The following is a 24,162-nucleotide window of genomic DNA, read 5'->3' as shown; positions in this document are numbered from 1 at the left end:
TTTTTGGTACTACTAAGACTATTCGTTAATGATAAATCCGCGCCGCAGAACATCACGCGTCGCAGGACATGAACTGAAACCTCTTATGCAATAGAGCGAGAGTCAGACTGAAAATTATCTCAATACTCCGGCTGGTTTGGCAACAGATTAAATCAGCAGACTACAGGAGTACGAGCGGCATACGCTGACACTCAAATCGGTACTCCTTGTATGCTAAATCTGCTCCCACGTCAAACCCACGGCGCACCTTCGCTGCTAAATTCGCATGATTACTCGCTGCTATTGCACAGAAATAATACGTGGCGTGATAAACACCACCAGTTCACGTCGTTCATTGTCTTTCCCATCACGGCGAAAAAGATGACCCAACAAAGGGATATCGCCTAAAAAAGGCACACTGTCGCTGGCGTTTTTATTCTTCTGCGAAAAAATGCCGCCCAGCGCCAGCGTTTCGCCACTTTTAACCTCAACCTGGGTTTCAATCTCCTGCTTGTCGATGGCCAGCACTTCGCCATCCGCCTGCTGTAGCACCTGGCCCGGCATATTTTCGCTGATATGCAGCTTCAACCGAACCCGACCATTCTGTAGCACCGTCGGCGTCACCTCCATGCCCAGCACCGCTTCTTTAAATTCGACCGAAGTGGCCCCGCTCTCTCCGCTCGAGACCTGATAGGGAATCTCGCTACCCTGCTTAATGCTCGCGGGCTGCAAATGTGAAGCCAGAAGCCGCGGGCTGGCGATAATATCCACCTTTTGCTTTTGTTCCAGCGCGGACAGCTCCAGCTCAAGCAGGCGACCATTGATGCGGCCAATATTAAAACCACCGCGCGTTGTGGCATCGGCTACCGACAGATCGCTACTCAGCGAGGTGATTTTACCAACCCCTATTGCCCCTTCAGCCTCGGCGAGGCTCCATTTCACACCCAGCTCACGTAGGCTGGTTTCATTGATAGTGACGATATGTGCAGCCAGCTCAACCTGGCCGACGGGAATATCCATCTCCGTTGCCCACGCGCTAAACGCCTGAAGATGTTCACCGTCATCGCGAACGATGAGCCGGTTGGTGCGCTTGTCAACGGTCAGCGTGCCGCGCGCGCTGAGAAGTTTGCCTCCGGACTTTGCCAGTTCGCTGGCATCAGCGTACTGCAGCACAATACTGGCGTGTTTCAACGGCAGCGTCTGCTGACGGCGCACCTGTTCCGCCAGCGCTCGCGCCTGCTTCTCTTCACGCCAGCGCTGCGAATAGACGAAGAGCACGCTTCCCTCCTGATGCATAACCAGCCCGGTGCTGGTCATCACCGTCTGTAACGCCTGTTTCCACGGTAAATTACGCAGCTGCAGCGAGAGCGAGCCCTGCACATCGGGTGCAATCACCAGATTCTTCTGTTCAAGGTCGGCCAGGCTTTGCAGCACCTGGGCCACCGGCACGTCGTCCACCACCAGCGTGACGTTTTTCGCCGGGCTCAGCGGCGCCAGAAGCAGCAGTATTAGCAGGCTTATCCTGTTCATGTTTTGTCGTTCCTTCTCTTGTCCATTGCCAGCGCTGCGGCTCGCAGCCCGTACCCGTCTCGACCATCAGATTTTCCGGCGTTACCTGCAATACACGCCAGCCGGTATGCAGCACGGCATCTTTTTCTACCCTCTGCCATTTATCGTCACCGCGCTGAACGATACCGATCAGACGATCGCCCGACGCCGCCGCCCCGCGATAGCGCCACAGGCTGAGCTGTGCGTGATGACACGGGTCTTCAATGGGAACAAAAGGATCGCGCATGCCGCACAGCAGCGGCACCGCAACGATCACAGCCAGCGGAAGCTTAAGGTTCATCGTTGCGCACCAGCCCTAACGTCAAGCGCAGCGTACCGTTCTCCCCAGTAAGCGCGAATGCCGTAACCTGCATACCGCACGCAGCCAGCCGCAGGAAGGTCGGGGCCACCTGTGCCCACGGAGTGTCCAGCACCAGCTCGCCGCCCTTGTCTGAAGGAAGCCAGCTCACCAGCCGGGCCCCGGACTGTTGGAATGCCGTTGGCGAAAAGCGAACATAAGGATCTGAGCGTGCCGGTGAGAGGACTCGCGCCGCACGCAACGGCATGAGCCGACGCCAGCTTGCCGCGTACTGCGCGTGCTGACGCTGTCGGGCCTCAGATTCGGTCGTCTGTAACGCCGATGCCCCGAGGCGATAGCAAACACTCGCCCCCGCCAGCGCAGCGGCTAGCGCCGTCAGGCGCAGCGCATTCAGCCGCGAGAGCGGCCACCAGCCGTCAGGGAGCCGCATCGTCAGTCTCCTCCTGCAACTGATAGTGAACCTGCCAACGGCCAGCGTTATCGCGCTGAATTTTTCCCGCCGTTGCGGGCTGGAAACCGGGTAGCGCCGTCAGCACCTGCTCGACCCCCGCCAGAGCCGCAAACTGTATGAGCGTCCCCGATAACAGCAGCGTGCGCTCGCGGTAAACCAGCTCGTTAAGCCACGCCTGGGGAGGAAGTTGCTCAGCCAGCGTGCTCAACCGCGCCGCCCAGGCTTCCGTGGTACGTCGGTGTGCTAACCGCTGCGCGAGCAGAGCCTGCTGCTGCGCCCGCGCCGCCCATTCACGTTCGCGCGCCGCCAGTTGCTGCGTTATCTGCCGCTCCGCGTCGGCGTGAATGTCGTCTCCAGCCCGCCTCGCCTTGCCGCTGAGCTGGCAGGAAAATGCCACCGCCATACTCAGCAGCCAGCATGCCGCCACGCCGGCCACCCAGCGCCGTAGATGCCGATAGAATCGGGCTCGCCGCCACGGCAGAAAATTAACCGTATGAACTATCGCCATACCGCCCCCATCGCCAGTGCAATTGCCACGGCAAAGGCATCACCACAGGTGGGTAGCGGCGGCTGCTTTTGCGCGATGGCGCTCCAGGGGTCGAAACAGGGGCCGCCGAGATCATTGGCGCCAATGTGCACCAGCCGTGCCGGGTCAACGTCCAGCCGCTCAGCCAGCAGCAACGGTGATGCAGTGTCGCTTAACGCACCGCTTCCCCAGCCTTCCCTGTGCGCCCACAGCCAGTGCGATGCGTCTCGCCAGACCAGTACGGCTCGCGGGTCTACCATTAGCGGGAGGAAAACCTGGAGCGCGCAGGCATCCGGCGTAATCGCCGCGGTGTGTAAGCGCAGGCGGCGCAGCAGCTGCTGTAGACTGGCCACCTCGCGCTGCTGCGCGGCGGTGACGTTCCACTGCCCCGCGGGCTCCGCCAGATGATAGTCAAAACACAGTGCATCGACAGGCATCTCAAGCTGCTGCGACATCGCGCTGGCAATCCATTGACGCTGCTCGTGCTCCTGCAGGGTGATGGCCGCGCCCGGCAGACTTTTTTGCAGCGTGCGCCGGGCGGGAAAGGCTACGCTCACTGTATGCTGCCAGGGCAGCTCGTGACGCCACGGCGCCAGCGCGGCCAGCAGGCGTTCATCTTGTTCATGGGGTGACGCCGAGGAAGACAGCGGTAGCTGCCACCAACGGCGCAGAGACCAGCCGCTGCGCGCGCGCTGGAGTGCGATGATAAAGATATTATCTTGCTGAATATGAAGCCCGACCTGCCAGCAGTTGAAAGCCATTTCACGATTCTCCTTACGCCACCAACAGCGTGACGGCTATATCAATGAATCAGGCTTGCCTTTATACTACCGCGCGTTTGTTTATAAACTGCCCAAATGCCACTCAATGGGAAATCTCCGGTGAAGTTCGTAAAGTATTTATTCATCCTTGCAGTCTGTTGCATTCTGCTGGGAGCAGGCTCGATTTATGGCCTCTACAAATATATTGAGCCGCAGCTGCCAGACGTCGCTACGCTGAAAGACGTGCGCCTGCAGGTACCTATGCAGGTCTATAGCGCAGACGGCGAGCTCATTGCGCAGTACGGCGAGAAGCGTCGTATTCCAATGACCCTTAGCCAGATCCCACCCGAAATGGTGAAAGCGTTCATTGCCACCGAAGATAGCCGCTTCTATGAGCACCACGGGATTGACCCGATTGGTATCTTCCGTGCCGCCAGCGTCGCGCTGGTCAACGGCCACGCCTCTCAAGGGGCCAGTACCATTACCCAGCAGCTTGCGCGTAACTTCTTCCTCAGCCCTGAAAAAACGCTGATGCGCAAAATTAAGGAAGCCTTTCTGGCCATCCGTATTGAGCAGTTGCTGAGTAAAGATGAAATTCTTGAGCTGTACCTGAACAAGATCTATCTCGGCTACCGCGCTTACGGCGTGGGGGCTGCGGCACAGGTGTACTTTGGCAAGCCGGCCGACCAGCTGAGTCTGAGCGAAATGGCGGTGATTGCAGGCCTGCCGAAGGCGCCGTCTACCTTCAACCCGCTCTACTCGCTTGACCGCGCCACCGCTCGCCGCAACGTGGTGCTGTCGCGTATGTTGAGCGAAGGCTATATCACCCAGGCACAGTACGACCAGGCGCGTAACGAAGCCATTGACGCCAACTACCATGCGCCGGAAATCGCCTTCTCTTCACCGTATCTGACGGAGATGGTGCGCCAGGATATGGTCAAGCAGTACGGTGAACAGGCCTACGAAGACGGCTACCGCGTTTACACCACGATTACGCGTAAGAACCAGCAGGCAGCCCAGCAGGCGCTGCGCAATAACGTGATGGATTACGACATGCGTCACGGCTACCGCGGTCCGGCCAACGTGCTGTGGAAAGCAGGTGAAACGCCGTGGGACAGCAAGAAAATTCGCGCCTCGTTGCGCCCTCTGCCTTCTTATGGCCCGCTGCTACCGGCTGCGGTGACCGCCGCTAACCCGCAGGAAGCTACCGTCATGTTAGCCGACGGCACATCGGTCTCGTTAACGATGGAAGGGATGCGCTGGGCGCGGCCTTACCGCTCCGATACTGCGCAGGGACCCACCCCGCGTAAAGTGACCGATGTCGTGCAGGCCGGGCAGCAGATTTGGGTGCGTCAGAATGGCGACAGCTGGTGGCTGGCGCAGGTGCCGGACGTCAACTCCGCGCTGGTGTCAATTAACCCGAAAAACGGTGCGATCATCGCGCTGGTCGGCGGCTTCGACTTCAACCAGAGTAAGTTTAACCGCGCCACCCAGGCGCTGCGTCAGGTCGGCTCTAACATCAAACCGTTCCTCTATACCGCGGCGATGGATAAGGGCTTAACTCTCGCCAGCATGCTCAATGACGTGCCTATTTCCCGCTGGGATGCTGGCGCCGGTTCCGACTGGCAGCCCAAAAACTCCCCGGCACAATACGCGGGCCCGATCCGCTTGCGCCAGGGGCTGGGCCAGTCTAAGAACGTGGTGATGGTACGCGCCATGCGCGCCATGGGCGTGGACTATGCCGCAGAGTATTTGCAGCGTTTCGGCTTCCCGGCTGAAAATATTGTGCATACGGAATCGCTGGCGCTGGGATCTGCGTCCTTTACCCCGCTGCAGGTCGCGCGCGGCTATGCGGTGATGGCCAACGGCGGCTTCCTGGTGGAGCCGTACTACATCAGTAAAATTGAAAACGACCAGGGCGGCGTGCTGTTTGAAGCGAAACCAAAAATCGCCTGCCCTGAGTGCAATCTGCCGGTGATCTACGGCGACACGCCGAAATCGAACGTTCTGGAAAATCAGGATGTTGAAGATGTTGCCGTATCACAAACGCCGCAGAATGCCGTCGTTCCCATGCCGCAGATTGAGCAGCCGAATCAGCCGCTGGTTGCTCAGAACGGTGCCCAGGAGTACGCCCCGCACGTGATCAACACGCCGCTGTCGTTCCTGATTAAGAGCGCGCTGAATACCAACATCTTCGGCGAACCAGGCTGGCAGGGTACGGGCTGGCGTGCCGGTCGCGATCTTGGCCGCCACGACATCGGCGGCAAAACCGGGACCACCAACAGCTCAAAAGACGCATGGTTCTCCGGTTACGGTCCGGGCGTGGTGACCTCCGTATGGATTGGCTTCGACGATCACCGCCGTGACCTGGGGCGCACCACGGCTTCAGGCGCAATTAAGGATCAGATTTCAGGCTATGAAGGCGGAGCCAAGAGCGCTCAGCCTGCCTGGGATGCCTTTATGAAGGCCGTGCTGGCCGGGGTGCCTGAAGAACCGCTGACCCCGCCGCCGGGGATTGTGACGGTCAATATTGACCGCAACACCGGGCAGCTCGCCAATGGCGGCAGCAGTCGTCAGGAATACTTCATTGAAGGAACGCAGCCTACACAGCAGGCGGTTCACGAGGTCGGTACTGAAGTGATTGATAACGGGGAAACCCACGAGCTGTTCTGACCCGTAACGCGGGCAACTGACCCCGACGGCACGCTGCCGCGCGGGGTCATAAAAAAAGGCGCCGTTGGCGCCTTTTTTTATGACAATCTGCCCTGTGCCCTCAGCCACTCGCGTAGCAGGAACAGCGCGCTCACGTTGCGCGCCTCGCTAAAGTCAGGATCGTCGAGCAGATCCATCAGGTTAGCCAGCGGCCAGCGCACCTGCGGCAGCGGTTCTGGCTCATCGCCCGGCAGGGATTCCGGGTAGAGGTTTTCCGCCACAACGATATTCATTTTGCTGGAAAAATAGGATGGCGCCATGCTGAGCTTTTTCAGGAACGTCAGCTCATGCGCGCCAAAGCCCACTTCTTCTTTTAGTTCACGGTTAGCCGCCTGCATGACCGTTTCGCCAGGATCAATCAGCCCCTTCGAAAAACCCAGCTCGTAAGATTCTGTTCCCACCGCGTATTCGCGAATCAAAATGACGTGTTCATCGACAATAGGCACAATCATTACCGCTTCGCGCGAGGAGGGTTTCATCCGCTCATAAACGCGACGGACGCCGTTGCTGAACTCGAGATCGACGCTTTCCACATTAAACAGGCGCGACTTTGCGACGGTTTCAACATGGAGGATGGTAGGTTTTTGTAATGATTTGCTCATTGGGCCGGGGTCTTTGCTGTGGTGACTTTTATCATTGTGCGATAGGTACGAGGTTCCAGCAATGTATAAAGCGTTTTATTTACACCGTTGCAACGTTCATGTTCTTCCATCTCTCATTTCTGGATAAATGTCAAGAGGTTGAATTACAATTGGGAATTTACTGATACTCGTTGGCAAAGGGGTTTGTTATGCTTACGTTTTGCGAGAGTCTATAAACTCTTTTTATCACCTCTGTAATATGTGCCGATGATGTATAAAAAAAGCAGGCAACTTAAGAGACCTCTAAGAAAAAGTATGATGGGAAAAGCATGGGCACATTGATGATCTTTACCGTAGCGATACTGATCTGCGCCGTGCTGGTCGGTTGGTTCTTCCGTAAAAGGGCAAAACGCCTTCATCTGCCGTGGCTGCACTTGTTTCCTGGCGCGACCACGCGCAAGCTCACCGACGAAGAGCGCCAGGGCGTTGAAAACTATCTCGACGATCTGAACCGCGACCTGCAGCTTCCGCCGTCCGGTTCGACGATCGCGCCAACCGCGCTGACGCTCAATGCGCAAAGCGGTACCGTATTCACGCTGACCCGCGCCATCACTCGCTATGGCATTACCACCGACGATCCCAACAAATGGCGTTATTTTCTCGACTCTGTGGAAGTGCACCTGCCGCCGTTCTGGGAGCAGCACATCACTGATGCAAACAGCATCGATCTTATCGTTACCGACGATATGCCGCTGGTCATCGCCCTGAACGGCCACTCGCTGAAGACCTACTCACGCGAGAAGCAACGGCTGGCGCTGGAGTCGACAAGCTCAACGCAGGCGTCGATCCGTGGCGAGGAAAGCGAACAAATCGAGCTGCTCAATATTCGCCAGGAAACGCATGAAGAGCACGCGCTCGGCCGGCCGGACGGGCTGCGCGAGGCGCTGCTGATCGTCGCGGCGTTTGTCCTGTTTTATTGCAGCCTGATTGCCCCTGCGGTGTTCACGCCCTGGGTACTCGGCGGTGCGCTGCTGCTGCTCGGCGGCGGGCTATGGGGGCTCTTCGCCCCGCCAACAAAATCATCCCTGCGCGAGATCCACTGCCTGCGCGGCACGCCGAAGCGCTGGGGGCTGTTTGGCGAAAACGATCAGGAGCAGATTAACAACATTTCGCTTGGCATCATCGATCTCATCTATCCGCGCCACTGGCAGCCCTTTGTCGCGCAGGATTTGGGGCAGAAAACCGATATTGATATCTACCTTGACCGTCACGTCGTCCGTCAGGGTCGCTTCCTTTCTCTGCATGATGAAGTGAAAAACTTCCCGCTACAGCACTGGCTGCGCAGCGCCGTTATTGGTGGCGGTGCGCTGCTGGTGGCCGTGATGATGTGGATAAGCGTGCCGTTAAACATGCCGTTTAAGTTTACAATTTCATGGCTGAAAGGCGCGCAAACCGTAGAAGCAAAAGACGTGCGCCAGTTGGAAAAGGCGGGCGTTCGCGTCGGCGATACGCTGCATCTCAGCGGCATCGGGATGTGTAACATTCATTCGCCCGGCACCTGGACGGCCCAGGAGAGCTCGCCGTTCCTGCCGTTCGACTGTTCGCAAATTATCTGGAACGATGCGCCGCGCCTGCCGCTGCCGGAATCGGAAACCGTGAACAAAGCCACGGCGCTGGTACAGGCGGTGAATCGTCAGCTGCACCCAGCCGAAGGCGACGACTCGCGCGTCAGCCCGGCGCTGCGCTCGGCGATTCAGAAGTCCGGCATGGTGCTGCTGGATGATTTTGCCGATATCGTGCTGAAAACCAAAGATCTCTGCTCCGCCGCCGACGACTGCGTGCGGCTGAAGAACGCGCTGGTTAACCTGGGTAATACCCGCGACTGGGATGCGCTGGTCAAACGCGCCAATTCCGGCAAGCTGGACGGCGTGAATGTCCTGCTGCGCCCGGTTAGCGCCGGGTCGCTGGATAACCTGGTCGATACCTCCACCGCGCCGTTTATCCTGCGCGAAACGGCCCGCGCAGCACAGGCGTTAAACAGCCCGGCGCCGGGTGGTTTCCTTATCACCAGCGATGAAGGCAGCGATTTCGTCAGCCAACCGTACCCCACCGCCAGCCTGTACGACTACCCCGCCCACGAGCAGTGGAACGAATTCCAGCGCCTGGCAGGGATGTTGATGCATACGCCGTTCCACGCTGAAGGGATTGTCACCAATCTCTATACCGACGCCAACGGCACGCAGCATATCAATCTGCACCGGATGCCCGACAGCAGCGGGCTGTGGCATTATCTGGCCACCACGCTGCTGATGCTGGCGATGGTTATCTGCGCCGTTTATAACGGGGTGCAGGCGCTGCGCCGCTATCACCGTCATCGCGAGCGTCTGGCGCAAATTCAGAAATATTACGAAAGCTGCACTACCCCGGCACTGCTCTCATCGCCGGACGATTTTACGTCCGACTTCCCGACCCGCTAGCCGCCTCCCCCGCCGCGGCAGAGTTATGTTACTCTGTCGCGCATTTCTTCCGTCTGGAGATTTACCATGCATTTTGATATCGCCTGGCAGGAGGTAGATACCGTCCTTCTGGACATGGATGGCACGCTTCTCGACCTCGCCTTCGACAACTATTTCTGGCAAAAGCTGGTGCCGGAAACCTACGGCGCGAAGCTGGGGATCAGCCCGCAGGCAGCACAGGACGCTATTCGCCAGGAGTACCACGCGGTGCAACATACGCTAAACTGGTACTGTCTGGACTACTGGAGCGAACGGCTGGGTCTCGATATTTGCGCGATGACCAGTGAACAGGGCCCGCGCGCGGCGCTGCGCGATGACACCGTTCCCTTCCTCAATGCGCTGAAGGCCAGCGGTAAACGCCGCATTTTGCTGACCAACGCCCATCCGCACAACCTGGCGGTGAAGCTGAAACACACGGGCCTCGACGCACACCTTGATTTATTACTTTCCACCCATACATTTGGTTATCCGAAAGAGGATCAGCGGTTATGGCAAGCGGTGACAGAACGGACGGGCCTGGAGGCCGAACGCACGCTGTTTATCGATGACAGCGAGCCGATTCTGGATGCCGCCGCACGCTTTGGTATCCGCTATTGCCTCGGCGTCACCAACCCCGACTCGGGTATGGCGGATAAAGCGTATCTGCGTCATCCCGCACTTAACGATTATCGTCATCTGATCCCCTCACTGCACGTGAAGGAGTGACAATGAAAGAGAAATCCACCGACGGCGTCAGGCTGGATAAGTGGCTGTGGGCTGCGCGTTTTTACAAAACCCGCGCGCTGGCACGAGAGATGATTGAAGGCGGTAAGGTTCACTATAACGGGCAGCGCTCCAAGCCCAGTAAAGTTGTCGAACTGAACGCCCAGCTGACGCTGCGCCAGGGAAATGACGAACGCACCGTGGTCGTGAAAGCCATCACCGAGCAGCGACGTCCGGCGACGGAAGCCGTCAACCTGTACGAAGAGACGGCAGAGAGTATTGAGAAGCGCGAAAAAGTCGCGCTGGCGCGCAAGCTCAACGCGCTGACGATGCCGCATCCGGACCGACGCCCGGATAAAAAAGAGCGGCGCGACCTGATGAGATTTAAATACGGTGACAGCGAATGACTGCCGCCTCAAGAGAGAAAATTATGACTCAACACGATCAATTACATCGCTATCTGTTTGAAAACTATGCCGTACGTGGCGAACTGGTCACCGTATCCGAGACGCTCGAACAGATCCTGGCAGGCCACAGCTATCCGCAGCCGGTCAAAAACGTGCTGGCGGAACTGCTGGTGGCAACCAGCCTGCTGACCGCAACGCTGAAGTTTGAAGGCGACATTACCGTGCAGCTGCAGGGCGACGGTCCGATGACGCTGGCGGTGATCAACGGTAATAACCACCAGCAGCTGCGCGGCGTCGCGCGCGTGCAGGGCGAGATTCCGGCGGATGCTGACCTGAAAACGCTGATCGGCAACGGCTACCTGGTGATTACCATCACCCCGGCCGAAGGCGAACGTTATCAGGGCGTGGTGGGTCTGGAAGGCGATACGCTGGCGGCGTGTCTGGAAGATTACTTCCAGCGTTCCGAGCAGCTGCCGACACGCCTGATCATCCGTGCCGGCGAGTCTGAAGGTAAGCCGGCCGCAGGCGGTATGCTGCTGCAGGTGATGCCAGCGCAGAACGCGCAGGCGGAAGATTTTGAACACCTGGCGGCGCTGACCGACACCATTAAAGCCGAAGAGCTGTTCACGCTGCCGGCGAACGATGTGCTGTGGCGTTTGTACCACGAAGAAGAAGTCACGCTGTACGATCCGCAGGGCGTCGAGTTCAAGTGCACCTGTTCTCGCGAACGCTGTGCTGGCGCGCTGAAAACGCTGCCGGATGAAGAGATCAACAGCATTCTGGAAGAAGAAGGCGAGATCGATATGCACTGCGACTACTGTGGTAGCCACTACGTCTTCAACGCGATGGATATCGCCGAAATCCGTAATGACGCCTCTCCGGCGGATCCGCAGGTGCATTAAAAACAGCGCCGGATGGCGGCTTCGCCTTATCCGGCCTACTGGGGATCTGTAGGCCTGATAAGCGTAGCGCCATCAGGCGTTGCCAGGTGGCAATTTAGCGAGTTTCCAGCGTTTGATCGCCAATAACCAGATCCCGCCACACTTTTGGCTTCGACGACAGCTTACCCTCTTCTACGGCACGCATAACCGTCTGCGGCGTTAGCGTTTGAGGTAACCGAATATACCCCTGACGATCCCATCCTTTCTTCGCGGGATCGTAGGTATAGATCGAGCCAGAATTGTCCTCAAACACCAAAAAGATCCGCTCCTTGAGACCATCGTTATTCAGATCCTGCTCAATCAGCATGCAGGCATTTTTCTCCGCACAGCTTGCCAGCCTGTAGCGTTCCCCGTGAACACGCTGCCAGAAAGCAATATCCGGTTTATCCGCACCGGGGGCGATCCATGCCTTCTCCGCCAGCGTTTCAGCGGTGAGTGAATCCGTGTTTTTCCGCTCGCCTTCTAAAAGAGTATTCAGGTAGCGCTTACGGTTCCTGTCTTTCATAAATTCCGCATCGTCTTTCAGCGACGTCAGGGCCTCCCGTCCATAACGACCGCTGTTCACCAGCATGTGCAACGTCAGATCGTCAGGCTTAATTTTACCGCTGTGATAACGCGCCATCTGGCTATTTACGCTGATTCGCCAGCTATCCAGTACCGGCGAATTCAGTAGCATAAGCACGACGAGCACCAGCAGCGACAGCGCCTGATTCACTTTCCCCTGAAGCGACAAAGGGTTTATCGCCTTGCGCCGAACGATACTCAGCAGATAACCGACAGACCATACCAGCAGCACCACAACCACCAGCACGCCGTGCAGACGCTCCGCCGTCCAGCCATGCTGCGCCACGCGAACCCACAGCGCCCATCCGGCAATCAGGACATAAACGGGTGCCACCAGCAGCGAGGTTTTAATCAGACAGCGCAGCACGCCCGGATAGGGCAACGATGCTTTTTGCGGATCGCGGACAATCGCCATCAGCAGCAGGAGAATCAGCGTCAATGAAGAGAGTAAACCGGCAGCGGAGACGTGGCGGGAAATCGACGCTACCCCGGTAAACGGCAGCGTAACGATAAACAGCAGCGTCAGCAGCGATACCAACGGCAGCAAGCCGGTGGCAATCAGCGTCAGCAGCTTTTGGATGGCGGCAATCAAGCGGAACTGCGTACGCGCCAGGATCACCGACAGGGCGGTAATCAGCCCGATAGTGAGATAAATAAACCAGTCGGTATTAAAAAAGAGCGTATGGAAAAAAGCGATCCCCACCAGCCTGAACAGCTCACTCCAGAGCAGTAGCACCAGCCACACCAGGCCGTTGGCGATAACGATCACTAACAGCGTTAACGCGTTATGCCACATCAGGTGGTAAAACCGCTCGTAACGCCCCCCTTCCTGCCGTGGATTGAGCTGCTGCTGCATCCACGGCAACAGCATCAGCACCATCAGCAACAGGTAGCAGCTAAAAGCCCAGAGCGCGCTGCTGGCTCTCCAGCCTTCCATTCCGGCCATCAGCCACTTTTGCCAGCCGCTCATCGCCAACACGGCGATAAAAATAATCGCCAGCCAGCACCATAAGCGCGCCTGTTTAAACGAGGTGACGGAAAAAAGCAGTGCCGAAGAGAAGGCAAGGGTCGCGGGCATCCCATAAAACATCCAGCCGCTGTTTATTGGCGCAAGCCAGGTCATCAGCAGATAGCACACCAGCCCCTGAACCAGGCCGGTTGCCACCATTCCCCATCGGGTGGGACGAGAGAGTTCAACGTTATCCATGTTGCTATCCGATATCAGTAGAGTGCGTCATTATCGCATCACATCTTAGAAATCGATTCAAAAGGCAAAAAATTCGGAAAACAGCTCAGCGAGGTGAATCGATTTTTGTCCTGAAAGCATTACGTAATTTTCTTTCATAAATGCGATTCGATTCACATTTACACCGTCATTTAAACCATTTTGTAACCATTTGAGAACATTCGCGCCAAATATGCGGTGTTTCCTGTCATAATCCCTGACGCTTCGTGACAGGAGTCACAATGTTTTCGTAAGTAAGACGTTTGTCGGGATACGTAAATCTATGAGCCTGGTCGCGGTCAACACCCCTAAAATACCCATAGAATTTATGGTAGTACATATTGGCTAAGGAGCAGTGAAATGCGCAACGGTATAACCCCGCAGGACCTCAAGGCTTATGGTATTAACGACGTACAGGATATCGTCTACAACCCCGATTACGATACATTGTATCGAGAAGAACTCGATCCTAACCTGGAAGGTTATGAGCGTGGTGTACTGACGAACCTGGGAGCCATTTCTGTCGACACCGGTATCTTTACCGGCCGTTCCCCGAAGGACAAATATATCGTCCGCGATGACACCACCCGCGATACGGTATGGTGGTCTGATAAGGGCAACGGGAAAAATGACAATAAACCTCTCTCTCCTGAAATTTGGCAACACCTGAAAGGTTTAGTTTCCAATCAGCTATCCGGCAAGCGCCTGTTTATCGTTGACGCGTTCTGCGGCGCGAACGAAGACACCCGCCTGTCCGTGCGTTTCATCACCGAAGTGGCCTGGCAGGCGCACTTCGTCAAGAACATGTTTATTCGCCCAACCGACGAAGAGCTGAAGACGTTTAAGCCCGACTTTATCGTCATGAACGGCGCTAAATGCACTAACCCACAGTGGAAAGAGCAGGGCCTCAACTCGGAAAACTTTGTCGCATTTAACCTGACAGAGCGTATCCAGCTGATTGGCGGCACCTGGTACGGCGGCGAAATGAAGAAAGGGATGTTCTCGATCATGAACTACCTGCTGCCGCTGCAGGGCATCGCCTCCATGCACTGTTCCGCTAACGTCGGCGAAAAAGGTGACGTAGCGGTGTTCTTCGGCCTGTCCGGCACCGGTAAAACCACCCTCTCTACCGATCCGAAACGTCGCCTGATTGGCGATGACGAACACGGCTGGGACGATGACGGCGTGTTTAACTTTGAGGGCGGCTGCTACGCCAAGACCATCAAGCTGTCGGAAGCGGCGGAGCCGGATATCTATCACGCCATTCGTCGTGATGCGCTGCTGGAAAACGTGGTGGTACGCGCCGATGGCAGCATTGATTTCGATGACGGCTCAAAAACCGAAAACACCCGCGTGTCGTACCCGATTTACCACATCGACAATATCGTGAAGCCGGTGTCAAAAGCGGGCCATGCGACCAAGGTTATCTTCCTGACCGCTGATGCTTTCGGCGTGCTGCCGCCAGTATCACGCCTCACCGCGGACCAGACGCAGTATCACTTCCTTTCCGGCTTTACGGCCAAGCTGGCAGGCACTGAGCGCGGCGTTACCGAGCCCACCCCAACCTTCTCTGCCTGCTTCGGCGCAGCATTCCTGTCGCTGCACCCGACGCAGTACGCTGAAGTGCTGGTGAAACGTATGCAGGCTGCAGGCGCTCAGGCTTACCTGGTGAATACCGGCTGGAACGGCACCGGCAAACGTATTTCTATTCAGAATACGCGCGCCATTATCGACGCCATCCTCGACGGCTCGCTGGACGAAGCGGAAACCTTCACTCTGCCGCTGTTTAACCTGCAGATCCCAACCGCGCTGCCGGGCGTGGATACTCACATCCTCGATCCGCGCAACACCTACGGTTCGCCGGAGCAGTGGCAGGAAAAAGCCGAAACGCTGGCTAAGCTGTTCAAAGAGAACTTTGAGAAGTACACCGACACCCCGGCAGGCGCAGCGCTGGTGAGCGCAGGGCCAAAGCTGTAGTTCAGGCTAATGCCCGGTGCCGTTTGTGGCCGGATAAGGTGTTTACACCGCTATCCGGCACCAAGCCACACCGTGCCTGATGGGCTGCGCTTATCAGGCCTACAATATGGGGTCGCGAAACAAAAACCGCCGGGTTTCCCCCAGCGGTTTTTTTTAGCTCTCTTTCGTCGGCCCCGGCATGCGGTTTGCCGGTATCGGCAGCCACGCGCGTATCAGCAACCCACCGCGTTCGCTGGTATCCAGCTCCAGCAGCCCGTTGTGGTTATCGATAATACGCTGCACGATAGCCAATCCTAGCCCCGTTCCGCTGATGGTTCGCGCGCTGTCGCCACGCACGAACGGCTGGAACAGATGCTTACGCTGCTCGGGCTTGATACCCGGGCCGTCGTCCTCCACCTGGAACCAGGCGCGATGCGCTTCACGGCCGCTGCTGACTTTAATCCAGCCGTTGCCGTAGCGCGCGGCGTTCACCACCATATTGGCCAGCGCGCGCTTGATGGACAGCGGGTGCACGCGTACCGGAATATCCCCTTCCAGCAGGTTGGTCTCTATTTCACGCTCGTAGCCGCTTTCTGCGGCGATCACCTCACCGAGCACGGTATTGAGATCGATACACTCCAACGGCATTTCCTGACCGGTGCGCAAATAATCAATAAACTGCTCAATGATGGCATTGCACTCTTCAATGTCTTTATTGATCGATTCCGCCAGATAGCCGTCCTGCTCGCCCATCATCTCCGTCGCCAGACGAATACGCGTCAGCGGCGTACGCAGGTCGTGGCTGACCCCGGCCATCAGCAGCGTGCGGTCGTCCGAAAGCTGCTTGACGCCCGCCGCCATGTGGTTGAAGGCTCGGGTCACCGAACGCACCTCCGACGCGCCATACTCGCGCAACGGTGGTGGAATAATCCCTTTACCGACCTGAAGCGCCGCGTGCTCCAGGTCGACCAGCGGTCGGTTCTGGATACGGATAAACAGCCACGCGCCGCCTATCGCCAGCAGCATAATCGCCAGGGTATAACGGAAGAGCGGGGAGAAGTCCCCCTGATGGATTTCGGTCAGCGGTACGCGCACCCAGATGTTGGGTGACAGCCAGGTCTTCAGCCAGACAACAGGCGAACTTTTATTCACTTCCACGCGCACTTCGGTCGGCCCGCCGAGCTGCTGGGCCATCTGCTGGCTCAGAAACTCGTAGTGCTGCGCCCAGCGCAGGCCTGCCTCTTCTGCGGCTTCATCGGAATAGAGCGAAATGCCCAACTCACGATAAATCTCGCGGCGAAACGCCGGCGGCACAACGAGCTGCGTGCCGTCCTCCAGCTGCAGCTTATCGGTCATCAGCATACGGACTTCGTAGGCTAAAACCTTATTAAACTGCTGCAAACTGGGCAGAATCGCGAAGTTCAGCACCACAAGATAGGTTGTCACCAGGCTGACAAACAGCAGGGTGACAATCAGCAATAACGTGCGGGCAAATGAACTTCGTGGCGAGAAGCGCAGTCGCCTCATGCTTTAGAACCGTCCGGGACGAAGACGTAGCCCAGACCCCACACGGTCTGAATATAGCGCGGGTGCGCTGGATCCTCTTCCACCATGCGGCGCAGGCGAGAAATCTGCACGTCGATGGAACGTTCCATCGCAGAGTATTCGCGACCACGGGCCAGGTTCATCAGCTTATCGCGTGACAGCGGTTCACGCGGGTGGCTCACCAGCGCTTTCAACACCGCAAACTCACCGCTGGTCAGCGGCATCGGTTCATCTTCACGGAACATTTCACGGGTGCCAAGGTTTAGCTTGAATTTGCCAAAGGCAATCACCGCCTCTTCCTGAGAAGGAGCGCCCGGCAGCTCGTTCGCCTGACGACGCAGTACCGCACGAATACGGGCCAGCAGCTCACGCGGGTTGAACGGCTTCGGAATGTAGTCGTCGGCGCCGATTTCCAGCCCTACAATACGGTCAACCTCTTCCCCTTTCGCCGTCACCATAATGATCGGCATCGGGTTGCTCTGGCTACGCAGACGGCGGCAGATGGAAAGACCATCTTCGCCTGGCAACATGAGATCCAACACCATCAGGTGGAACGACTCACGGGTCAGCAGTCGGTCCATCTGTTCGGCGTTAGCGACGCTTCGAACCTGGAAACCCTGCTCGGTCAGATAACGCTCCAGCAGCGCGCGCAGGCGCATATCGTCATCCACAACCAGAATCTTATAATTCTCTTGCATTGTTTTTACTCCCAAAGGTTCGCAACAATTATCCGCATGTATTCTCAAAAAAGCCTGCGCTGGCGACCAGCTAAATCTGGTATAAATTCCAGGCTAAATTGTTACAAAGCATATTTAACAGCGAGTTAAGTATACAATGAATCTTAATACACATTATTTATTCTGTCGGTATGCTCACGTAATACGTATTGTGCGCAATGGTTCCTCGGCAGCAGGTAAGCACTTAAGATGAAAACACCGTTGATCACCCGCGAAGGGTACGAAAAGCTCAAACAAGAGATGGATTATCTCTGGCGTGAAGAACGTCCGGAGGTAACGAAAAAAGTGACCTGGGCCGCGAGCCTTGGCGATCGCAGTGAAAATGCTGACTATCAGTATAATAAAAAACGCTTAAGGGAAATTGACCGCCGCGTTCGTTATTTAACCAAATGTCTGGAGAATCTGCGGATTGTCGATTATTCGCCGCAGCAGGAAGGCAAAGTCTTTTTTGGCGCCTGGGTCGAGATTGAAAACGACGACGGCGACATCAAGCGTTTTCGTATCGTTGGCTACGATGAAATATTTGGTCGCAAGGACTATATCTCCATCGATTCGCCGATGGCCCGCGCGCTGCTGAAAAAAGAGGTGGGTGACCTGGCGGTGGTGAACACCCCGGCGGGTGAAGCCAGCTGGTACGTGAATGCGATCGACTACGTAAAATAGCGCCGGAACAATCCGAAGCCCCCGCTGATGACTGGCATTTTTGCCAGTCAATCCGTATAACTGTCCCCTGATTTTATGACCTAACAGTGAAACCAAGCCATGATGAATGATTCGCTCTGCCGCATTATTGCGGGTGAACTTCAGGCCAGAGCCGAACAGGTGGTTGCCGCCGTTCGCCTGCTTGATGAAGGGAACACCGTGCCGTTTATTGCACGTTATCGTAAGGAAGTCACCGGCGGTCTGGATGATACGCAGCTGCGTAATCTGGAAACCCGACTGGGGTATTTGCGCGAGCTGGAAGACCGCCGTCAGGCCATTCTGAAATCCATCGGCGAACAGGGCAAACTCACCGAGTCGCTGGAAAAAGCGATCAACGGCACGCTCAACAAGACCGAGCTGGAAGACCTCTACTTACCGTACAAACAAAAGCGCCGCACCCGTGGGCAGATTGCCATTGAAGCGGGCCTTGAGCCGCTGGCGGACCTGCTGTGGAGCGAGCCGTCCCACGACCCGGAAACCGAAGCAGCCAAATTTATCGATGCCGATAAGGGCGTTGCGGACACCAAAGCGGCCCTTGATGGCGCACGCTATATCCTGATGGAGCGCTTCGCCGAAGACGCAGGCCTGCTGGCCAAAGTGCGTGACTACCTATGGAAGAACGCCCATCTGGTTGCCAAAGTCGTCAGCGGCAAGGAAGAGGAAGGCGCGAAATTTCGCGATTATTTCGACCATCACGAACCCATTTCCACCACCCCTTCTCACCGTGCGCTGGCGATGTTCCGCGGGCGTAACGAAGGCGTGCTGCAGCTTTCGCTCAACGCAGACCCACAGTTTGATGAGCCGCAGAAAGAGAGCTACTGCGAACAAATTATTATCGATCACCTCGGTCTGCGCCTGAACAACGCTCCGGCGGACAGCTGGCGCAAGGGCGTGGTGAGCTGGACCTGGCGCATCAAAGTGCTGATGCACCTCGAAACCGAGCTGATGAGCACTGTGCGCGAGCGCGCCGAAGACGAAGCCATTAACGTTTTCGCCCGTAACCTGCACGATCTGCTGATGGCCGCTCCGGCGGGGCTGCGCGCCACCATGGGCCTCGATCCCGGGCTGCGTACCGGCGTGAAGGTAGCGGTGGTTGACGGCACCGGCAAACTGGTCGCCACCGACACCATCTACCCGCACACCGGCCAGGCGGCGAAAGCGGCCGTTGCCGTTGCGGCGCTGTGTGAAAAACACAACGTTGAACTGGTAGCCATCGGCAACGGTACTGCCTCACGAGAAACCGAGCGCTTCTTCCTTGATGTGCAGAAACAGTTCCCGAAAGTCACCGCTCAGAAAGTGATCGTCAGCGAAGCGGGCGCGTCCGTCTACTCCGCCTCCGAGCTGGCGGCGCAGGAGTTCCCGGATCTCGACGTTTCCCTGCGCGGCGCGGTCTCTATCGCCCGTCGTTTACAGGACCCGCTGGCCGAGCTGGTGAAAATCGACCCGAAATCGATCGGCGTCGGCCAGTACCAGCACGACGTCAGCCAAACGCAGCTGGCGCGTAAGCTGGATGCGGTGGTAGAAGACTGCGTGAACGCCGTCGGCGTTGACCTGAACACCGCGTCCGTGCCGCTGCTGACCCGCGTAGCGGGCCTGACGCGCATGATGGCGCAGAACATCGTCGCCTGGCGTGACGAAAACGGTCAGTTCCAGAACCGCCAGCAGCTGCTGAAGGTAAGCCGTCTGGGGCCAAAAGCGTTCGAACAGTGCGCGGGCTTCCTGCGCATCAACCACGGTGATAACCCGCTGGACGCCTCTACCGTTCACCCGGAAGCGTATCCGGTGGTTGAGCGTATTCTGGCGGCAACCCAGCAGGCGCTGAAGGATCTGATGGGCAACAGCAGCGAGCTGCGCGGCCTGAAGGCCTCAGAGTTTACCGACGAGCGTTTCGGCGTACCGACCGTCACCGACATCATCAAAGAGCTGGAAAAACCGGGCCGCGACCCGCGTCCGGAGTTCAAGACCGCGAAGTTCGCCGATGGTGTCGAAACCATGAACGACCTGCTGCCGGGTATGATCCTCGAAGGCGCCGTGACCAACGTCACCAACTTTGGTGCGTTTGTTGATATCGGTGTACACCAGGACGGCCTGGTGCATATCTCTTCGCTGGCGGATAAGTTTGTCGAAGATCCGCACACCGTTGTGAAAGCGGGCGACATCGTGAAGGTGAAGGTGCTGGAAGTCGATCTGCAGCGTAAGCGTATCGCCCTGACCATGCGTCTGGACGAGCAGCCGGGTGAAACCAACGCCCGTCGCGGCGGTAACGAACGCCCTCAGGGTAACGCGCGCCCGGCGGCAAAAGCCGCGAAGCCGCGCGGTCGTGACGCTCAGCCAGCCGGTAACAGCGCCATGATGGACGCCTTAGCCGCAGCCATGGGTAAAAAACGCTAACCGATAAACGCCTTATCCGTTTGTAGGCCGGATAAGGCGTGTACGCCGCCATCTGGCAACGTGCTCGCATTGTGCCTGATGGCGCTACGCTTATCAGGCCTACCTTTCCTTCCTCGATATATGACGAGCCTTAGCCATTATTACTTTCATATCGGTTTTTAATAATAAGCCTCATCATGTTTTATTTTCTTAACCAATGAAACCTTAATTAAACATTAAGAACAGAAAATAATATTTAATACATTTATCGCTACAATGCATTGCTTGAGTCATATCAAAAAAAGTGCAAATAATGCGCGAAATTATCGCCAATCGCATATTATGTATTGATGATAAAAACCATTCTCATTATCATCATTTACAGTACTTTTAGACCTTAATTCGTTGACGATGCCCTTGCAGCCAGCAGACCGCATGCGGCACCCCCTCGTCCAGCTAGCGATACTACAAGTAGGTTCTATGCAATTTACACCGGATACTGCGTGGAAGATTGTTGGTTTTTCCCGCGAAATTAGCCCCGCTTATCGTCAGAAACTGCTCTCCCTGGGCATGTTGCCAGGCTCATCATTTAATGTGGTTCGCGTTGCGCCGTTAGGTGACCCCATTCACATTGAAACGCGCCGCGTTAGCCTGGTACTGCGTAAAAAAGATCTCGCGTTAATAGAATTAGAGTCCGTCGCATAATAACTTCAGCCCGGCACTAAGAGTCTGAAAAATGAAAAAATTAACCATCGGTTTAATTGGTAATCCTAATTCCGGCAAGACAACATTATTCAATCAGTTAACCGGCGCACGTCAGCGCGTGGGCAACTGGGCAGGGGTCACGGTAGAACGTAAAGAAGGGGCCTTCGCCACCACCGATCATCAGGTCACGCTGGTTGACCTGCCGGGCACCTACTCGCTAACCACCATCTCTTCGCAAACCTCACTGGATGAACAGATTGCCTGCCACTATATTCTCAGCGGCGATGCCGATCTGCTGATTAACGTGGTCGACGCCTCCAACCTGGAGCGTAATCTGTACCTGACCTTACAGCTGCTCGAATTGGGTATTCCGTGCGTGGTTGCGCTGAACATGCTCGATATCGCTGAGAAACAGCAGATTCGTATCGACGTTGATGCCCTTTCCGCCCGCCTCGGCTGCCCGGTGGTTCCGCTGGTATCTACCCGCGCCCGCGGCATTGAAGCGTTGAAAATGGCCATCGACCGTCACCAGGGCAATCAGCCGCTGGAGCTGGTGCATTACCCGCAGCCGCTGCTGCGTGAGGCCAGCAATCTGGCGAAAGAAATGGCGCAGGATATTCCTGAACGCCAGCGCAACTGGCTGGGCATGCAGATGCTGGAGGGCGATATCTATAGCCGCGCCTACGCCGGTGACGCCGCGCATAAGCTGGACGTTTCGCTGGCCCACCTGAGCGAAGAGCTCGATGACCCGGCGTTGCACATCGCCGATGCGCGTTACCAGAGCATTGCCGCTATCTGCGATGCCGTCAGCAACACGCTGACCGCTGAGCCAAGCCGCTTCACCGCCGCGATGGATAGAATCGTCCTCAACCGCGTGCTGGGTCTGCCGATTTTCCTGTTTGTGATGTACCTGATGTTCTTGCTGGCGATTAACATCGGCGGCGCGTTGCAGCCCATCTTTGACGGCGGTTCCGTTGCTATCTTTATCCACGGTATTCAGTGGGTTGGGTACCAGCTGCACTTCCCGGACTGGCTGACCGTTTTCCTGGCTCAAGGGATTGGTGGCGGTATCAACACCGTGCTGCCGCTCGTGCCGCAAATCGGCATGATGTACCTGTTCCTCTCCTTCCTTGAAGATTCCGGCTACATGGCCCGTGCCGCATTCGTCATGGACCGCCTGATGCAGGCGCTGGGCCTGCCGGGTAAATCGTTCGTGCCGCTGATCGTCGGCTTCGGCTGTAACGTACCGTCGGTTATGGGCGCGCGGACCCTCGATGCCCCGCGTGAACGCCTGATGACCATCATGATGGCGCCGTTTATGTCCTGCGGCGCGCGTCTGGCTATCTTCGCCGTCTTCGCCGCCGCCTTCTTTGGCCAGGGCGGCGCGCTGGTGGTCTTCTCCCTGTACGTGCTCGGTATTGTTATCGCCATTCTGACCGGCCTGATGCTCAAATACACCATCATGCGCGGCGAAGCGTCTCCGTTCGTGATGGAACTGCCGGTGTACCACGTACCGCACATTAAGAGCCTGATTATCCAGACCTGGCAGCGCCTGAAAGGCTTCGTACTGCGTGCAGGTAAAGTTATCGTTATCGTCAGTATCTTCCTGAGCGCGCTGAACAGCTTCTCCTTCAGCGGTAAAATCGTCGACAACATCAACGATTCCGCACTGGCCTCCGTCAGCCGCGCGATCACCCCGGTGTTTAAACCGATTGGCGTGCATGATGATAACTGGCAGGCCACCGTGGGTCTGTTTACCGGTGCAATGGCGAAAGAAGTGGTGGTCGGTACGCTGAACACCCTCTACACCGCCGAAAACATTCAGAACGAAGAGTTTAACCCACAGGAGTTCAGTCTGGGTGAAGAGCTGATCGCCGCAGCAGATGAAACCTGGCAAGGACTGAAAGATACCTTTAGTCTGAGCGTACTGGCTAACCCAATCGAAGCCAGTAAAGGCGACGGCGTGATGGAAACCGGCGCGATGGGCGTGATGAGCAGTAAATTCGGCAGCGCGGCAGCAGCCTACAGCTACCTGATTTTCGTTCTGCTCTATGTTCCGTGCATCTCGGTGATGGGGGCGATTGCCCGTGAGTCGAGCCGCGGCTGGATGACCTTCTCCATTCTGTGGGGTCTGAACATCGCCTACTCACTGTCTACGTTGTACTACCAGGCGGTGAGCTTCAGCCAGCACCCACGCTACAGCCTGGTGTGCATCCTGGCGGTGATTCTGTTCAACGTGGTGGTGATTGGTCTGCTGCGCCGTGCCCGTAGCCGTGTGGACGTTTCCCTGCTGGCAACGCGTAAAACGCCGACCTCATGCTGCTCAAGCCCGACCGGCGATTGCCACTAAGGAGCGATGATGGCGTCATTGATTGAAGTACGCGATATGCTGGCGCTGCAAGGACGCATGGAGGCCACACAGCTCAGCGCCCAACTGCACACGCCGCAAGCGCTGATCGACGCCATGCTAAGCCGATTAGAAGCCATGGGTAAAGTGGTGAAAATCAACGAAGAGCCCGACGGTTGTCTGACCGGCAGCTGCAAAAGCTGCCCGGAAGGGAAAGCCTGCTTACGAGAGTGGTGGGCGCTTCGTTAGCACAGAACTCCGGCGCGACGCGTCGCGCCGGAGCGAAATGACCCCGAACTTATTTATACACGTCCGCATTCGCGTGAACGGTTTTCTCGTTTTTCTCTCCCGCAATCACCACGAAGTATTTCCCGCCCATTTCATCCGCTTTCTTCGACAGATCGCGTTTTGCGTCCATCGGCGAGGTGGTACGCGAGGTGGTGATATTGCCAACTTTGGTCAAATTCATCTTCGCGACATCATCCTTTTGAATCTCTTTTGCTGCAAACGCGCCAAAAGACAGGGAACCAATCACCAGAGATGCAACAATACCTGTAACAAGTTTCAT

The 24,162-nt window shown here is 56.8% G+C and carries 21 protein-coding genes; 11 read left to right on the top strand and 10 right to left on the bottom strand.

Features of this window, described 5'->3' with window-relative positions:
* Positions 1–279: 279 nt before the first annotated feature.
* The 5 genes from hofQ to H7R56_RS02120 are packed head-to-tail and all read right to left on the bottom strand — an operon-like array spanning position 280 to position 3,584.
* Complete coding sequence (gene hofQ, locus H7R56_RS02135) at positions 280–1,500, bottom strand: DNA uptake porin HofQ (RefSeq protein ID WP_223878916.1); 1,221 nt, start codon at positions 1,498–1,500, stop codon at positions 280–282.
* Entirely contained in the window at positions 1,388–1,828 is a 441-nt protein-coding gene (locus tag H7R56_RS27585; protein WP_106925135.1) for a HofP DNA utilization family protein, read from the bottom strand. Before H7R56_RS27585 ends, hofQ begins: the two co-directional genes overlap by 113 nt.
* On the bottom strand, positions 1,818–2,276 hold the full coding sequence (locus H7R56_RS02130; RefSeq protein ID WP_106925134.1) for a HofO family protein: 459 nt from the start codon (positions 2,274–2,276) through the stop codon (positions 1,818–1,820). Before H7R56_RS02130 ends, H7R56_RS27585 begins: the two co-directional genes overlap by 11 nt.
* Entirely contained in the window at positions 2,263–2,805 is a 543-nt protein-coding gene (locus H7R56_RS02125; RefSeq protein ID WP_146145696.1) for a PilN domain-containing protein, read from the bottom strand. Before H7R56_RS02125 ends, H7R56_RS02130 begins: the two co-directional genes overlap by 14 nt.
* The gene (locus H7R56_RS02120; protein WP_106925132.1) at positions 2,796–3,584 is read right to left on the bottom strand and encodes a pilus assembly protein; all 789 of its coding nucleotides are present in this window, start codon (positions 3,582–3,584) and stop codon (positions 2,796–2,798) included. The genes H7R56_RS02125 and H7R56_RS02120 overlap by 10 nt, the downstream gene beginning before the upstream one ends.
* 120 nt (positions 3,585–3,704) lie before the next feature.
* On the opposite strand from H7R56_RS02120, the gene mrcA reads away from it, so the two are divergent.
* Positions 3,705–6,257 (top strand): peptidoglycan glycosyltransferase/peptidoglycan DD-transpeptidase MrcA, encoded by a 2,553-nt coding sequence (mrcA, locus tag H7R56_RS02115; protein ID WP_181357972.1) that lies wholly within the window; start codon positions 3,705–3,707, stop codon positions 6,255–6,257.
* 77 nt (positions 6,258–6,334) lie between these two features.
* Here the strand turns inward: mrcA and nudE are convergent, their stop codons facing one another.
* A complete protein-coding gene (nudE, locus tag H7R56_RS02110; protein ID WP_106925130.1) occupies positions 6,335–6,898 on the bottom strand; it encodes an ADP compounds hydrolase NudE in 564 nt (187 codons plus the stop codon).
* Positions 6,899–7,206: 308 nt separating this feature from the next.
* Between nudE and H7R56_RS02105 the strand changes: the two genes are divergently transcribed.
* The 4 genes from H7R56_RS02105 to hslO all read left to right on the top strand — a co-directional run bounded on the left by H7R56_RS02105 (position 7,207) and on the right by hslO (position 11,404).
* Positions 7,207–9,354, top strand: coding sequence for an intracellular growth attenuator family protein (locus H7R56_RS02105; RefSeq protein ID WP_182928502.1), 2,148 nt, complete (start codon positions 7,207–7,209; stop codon positions 9,352–9,354).
* A 66-nt stretch (positions 9,355–9,420) separates the two neighbouring features.
* On the top strand, positions 9,421–10,098 hold the full coding sequence (yrfG, locus tag H7R56_RS02100; RefSeq protein ID WP_106925128.1) for a GMP/IMP nucleotidase: 678 nt from the start codon (positions 9,421–9,423) through the stop codon (positions 10,096–10,098).
* 2 nt (positions 10,099–10,100) lie between these two features.
* The gene (gene hslR / locus H7R56_RS02095; protein WP_106925127.1) at positions 10,101–10,502 is read left to right on the top strand and encodes a ribosome-associated heat shock protein Hsp15; all 402 of its coding nucleotides are present in this window, start codon (positions 10,101–10,103) and stop codon (positions 10,500–10,502) included.
* A gap of 23 nt (positions 10,503–10,525) precedes the next feature.
* The gene (gene hslO / locus H7R56_RS02090; protein WP_106925194.1) at positions 10,526–11,404 is read left to right on the top strand and encodes an Hsp33 family molecular chaperone HslO; all 879 of its coding nucleotides are present in this window, start codon (positions 10,526–10,528) and stop codon (positions 11,402–11,404) included.
* A 94-nt stretch (positions 11,405–11,498) separates the two neighbouring features.
* Here hslO and H7R56_RS02085 read toward each other — a convergent pair whose 3' ends face one another.
* Positions 11,499–13,214, bottom strand: coding sequence for a DUF4153 domain-containing protein (locus H7R56_RS02085; RefSeq protein WP_106925126.1), 1,716 nt, complete (start codon positions 13,212–13,214; stop codon positions 11,499–11,501).
* Between the two features lie 378 nt (positions 13,215–13,592).
* Here H7R56_RS02085 and pckA point away from each other — a divergent pair, with 378 nt between their 5' ends.
* The gene (gene pckA, locus H7R56_RS02080) at positions 13,593–15,209 is read left to right on the top strand and encodes a phosphoenolpyruvate carboxykinase (ATP) (protein ID WP_106925125.1); all 1,617 of its coding nucleotides are present in this window, start codon (positions 13,593–13,595) and stop codon (positions 15,207–15,209) included.
* 153 nt (positions 15,210–15,362) lie between these two features.
* On the opposite strand, the gene envZ is transcribed toward pckA, so the two are convergent.
* Both envZ and ompR read right to left on the bottom strand, forming a co-directional pair.
* Positions 15,363–16,715 carry a two-component system sensor histidine kinase EnvZ gene (gene envZ, locus H7R56_RS02075; protein ID WP_106925124.1) on the bottom strand — a complete coding sequence of 451 codons (1,353 nt, stop codon included), beginning with the start codon at positions 16,713–16,715 and terminating at the stop codon, positions 15,363–15,365.
* Positions 16,712–17,431 carry an osmolarity response regulator transcription factor OmpR gene (gene ompR, locus H7R56_RS02070; protein WP_001157751.1) on the bottom strand — a complete coding sequence of 240 codons (720 nt, stop codon included), beginning with the start codon at positions 17,429–17,431 and terminating at the stop codon, positions 16,712–16,714. Before ompR ends, envZ begins: the two co-directional genes overlap by 4 nt.
* A 228-nt stretch (positions 17,432–17,659) precedes the next feature.
* Here ompR and greB point away from each other — a divergent pair, with 228 nt between their 5' ends.
* From greB to feoC, 5 genes are all read left to right on the top strand, one after another.
* The gene (gene greB, locus H7R56_RS02065; protein ID WP_106925123.1) at positions 17,660–18,133 is read left to right on the top strand and encodes a transcription elongation factor GreB; all 474 of its coding nucleotides are present in this window, start codon (positions 17,660–17,662) and stop codon (positions 18,131–18,133) included.
* Between the two features lie 99 nt (positions 18,134–18,232).
* The gene (locus H7R56_RS02060) at positions 18,233–20,563 is read left to right on the top strand and encodes a Tex family protein (protein WP_106925122.1); all 2,331 of its coding nucleotides are present in this window, start codon (positions 18,233–18,235) and stop codon (positions 20,561–20,563) included.
* A 459-nt stretch (positions 20,564–21,022) separates the two neighbouring features.
* Positions 21,023–21,247, top strand: a complete 225-nt coding sequence (gene feoA / locus H7R56_RS02055) for a ferrous iron transporter A (protein ID WP_106925193.1) — start codon at positions 21,023–21,025, stop codon at positions 21,245–21,247.
* A 31-nt stretch (positions 21,248–21,278) separates the two neighbouring features.
* A complete protein-coding gene (gene feoB / locus H7R56_RS02050) occupies positions 21,279–23,597 on the top strand; it encodes a Fe(2+) transporter permease subunit FeoB (RefSeq protein ID WP_106925121.1) in 2,319 nt (772 codons plus the stop codon).
* 9 nt (positions 23,598–23,606) lie between these two features.
* On the top strand, positions 23,607–23,843 hold the full coding sequence (gene feoC, locus H7R56_RS02045; RefSeq protein ID WP_106925120.1) for a [Fe-S]-dependent transcriptional repressor FeoC: 237 nt from the start codon (positions 23,607–23,609) through the stop codon (positions 23,841–23,843).
* 49 nt (positions 23,844–23,892) lie between these two features.
* Here feoC and H7R56_RS02040 read toward each other — a convergent pair whose 3' ends face one another.
* Positions 23,893–24,162 carry a YdgH/BhsA/McbA-like domain containing protein gene (locus tag H7R56_RS02040; RefSeq protein WP_106925119.1) on the bottom strand — a complete coding sequence of 90 codons (270 nt, stop codon included), beginning with the start codon at positions 24,160–24,162 and terminating at the stop codon, positions 23,893–23,895.

The organism is Klebsiella sp. WP3-W18-ESBL-02, assembly GCF_014168815.1.
Lineage (GTDB): Bacteria > Pseudomonadota > Gammaproteobacteria > Enterobacterales > Enterobacteriaceae > Kluyvera > Kluyvera ascorbata_B.
The sequence above is the reverse complement of the archived record's forward strand: the minus strand, read 5'-3'. Positions and strand labels throughout refer to the sequence as shown.

Bases quoted from the DNA above. Each gene is read 5' to 3' on its own strand.
- H7R56_RS27585 (WP_106925135.1), bottom strand. From the start codon at position 1,828: ATGAACCTTAAGCTTCCGCTGGCTGTGATCGTTGCGGTGCCGCTGCTG.
- H7R56_RS02130 (WP_106925134.1), bottom strand. From the start codon at position 2,276: ATGCGGCTCCCTGACGGCTGGTGGCCGCTCTCGCGGCTGAATGCGCTG.
- H7R56_RS02125 (WP_146145696.1), bottom strand. From the start codon at position 2,805: ATGGCGATAGTTCATACGGTTAATTTTCTGCCGTGGCGGCGAGCCCGA.
- H7R56_RS02120 (WP_106925132.1), bottom strand. From the start codon at position 3,584: ATGGCTTTCAACTGCTGGCAGGTCGGGCTTCATATTCAGCAAGATAAT.
- nudE (WP_106925130.1), bottom strand. From the start codon at position 6,898: ATGAGCAAATCATTACAAAAACCTACCATCCTCCATGTTGAAACCGTC.
- H7R56_RS02105 (WP_182928502.1), top strand. From the start codon at position 7,207: ATGGGCACATTGATGATCTTTACCGTAGCGATACTGATCTGCGCCGTG.
- yrfG (WP_106925128.1), top strand. From the start codon at position 9,421: ATGCATTTTGATATCGCCTGGCAGGAGGTAGATACCGTCCTTCTGGAC.
- hslR (WP_106925127.1), top strand. From the start codon at position 10,101: ATGAAAGAGAAATCCACCGACGGCGTCAGGCTGGATAAGTGGCTGTGG.
- hslO (WP_106925194.1), top strand. From the start codon at position 10,526: ATGACTCAACACGATCAATTACATCGCTATCTGTTTGAAAACTATGCC.
- H7R56_RS02085 (WP_106925126.1), bottom strand. From the start codon at position 13,214: ATGGATAACGTTGAACTCTCTCGTCCCACCCGATGGGGAATGGTGGCA.
- pckA (WP_106925125.1), top strand. From the start codon at position 13,593: ATGCGCAACGGTATAACCCCGCAGGACCTCAAGGCTTATGGTATTAAC.
- envZ (WP_106925124.1), bottom strand. From the start codon at position 16,715: ATGAGGCGACTGCGCTTCTCGCCACGAAGTTCATTTGCCCGCACGTTA.
- ompR (WP_001157751.1), bottom strand. From the start codon at position 17,431: ATGCAAGAGAATTATAAGATTCTGGTTGTGGATGACGATATGCGCCTG.
- greB (WP_106925123.1), top strand. From the start codon at position 17,660: ATGAAAACACCGTTGATCACCCGCGAAGGGTACGAAAAGCTCAAACAA.
- H7R56_RS02060 (WP_106925122.1), top strand. From the start codon at position 18,233: ATGATGAATGATTCGCTCTGCCGCATTATTGCGGGTGAACTTCAGGCC.
- feoA (WP_106925193.1), top strand. From the start codon at position 21,023: ATGCAATTTACACCGGATACTGCGTGGAAGATTGTTGGTTTTTCCCGC.
- feoB (WP_106925121.1), top strand. From the start codon at position 21,279: ATGAAAAAATTAACCATCGGTTTAATTGGTAATCCTAATTCCGGCAAG.
- feoC (WP_106925120.1), top strand. From the start codon at position 23,607: ATGGCGTCATTGATTGAAGTACGCGATATGCTGGCGCTGCAAGGACGC.
- H7R56_RS02040 (WP_106925119.1), bottom strand. From the start codon at position 24,162: ATGAAACTTGTTACAGGTATTGTTGCATCTCTGGTGATTGGTTCCCTG.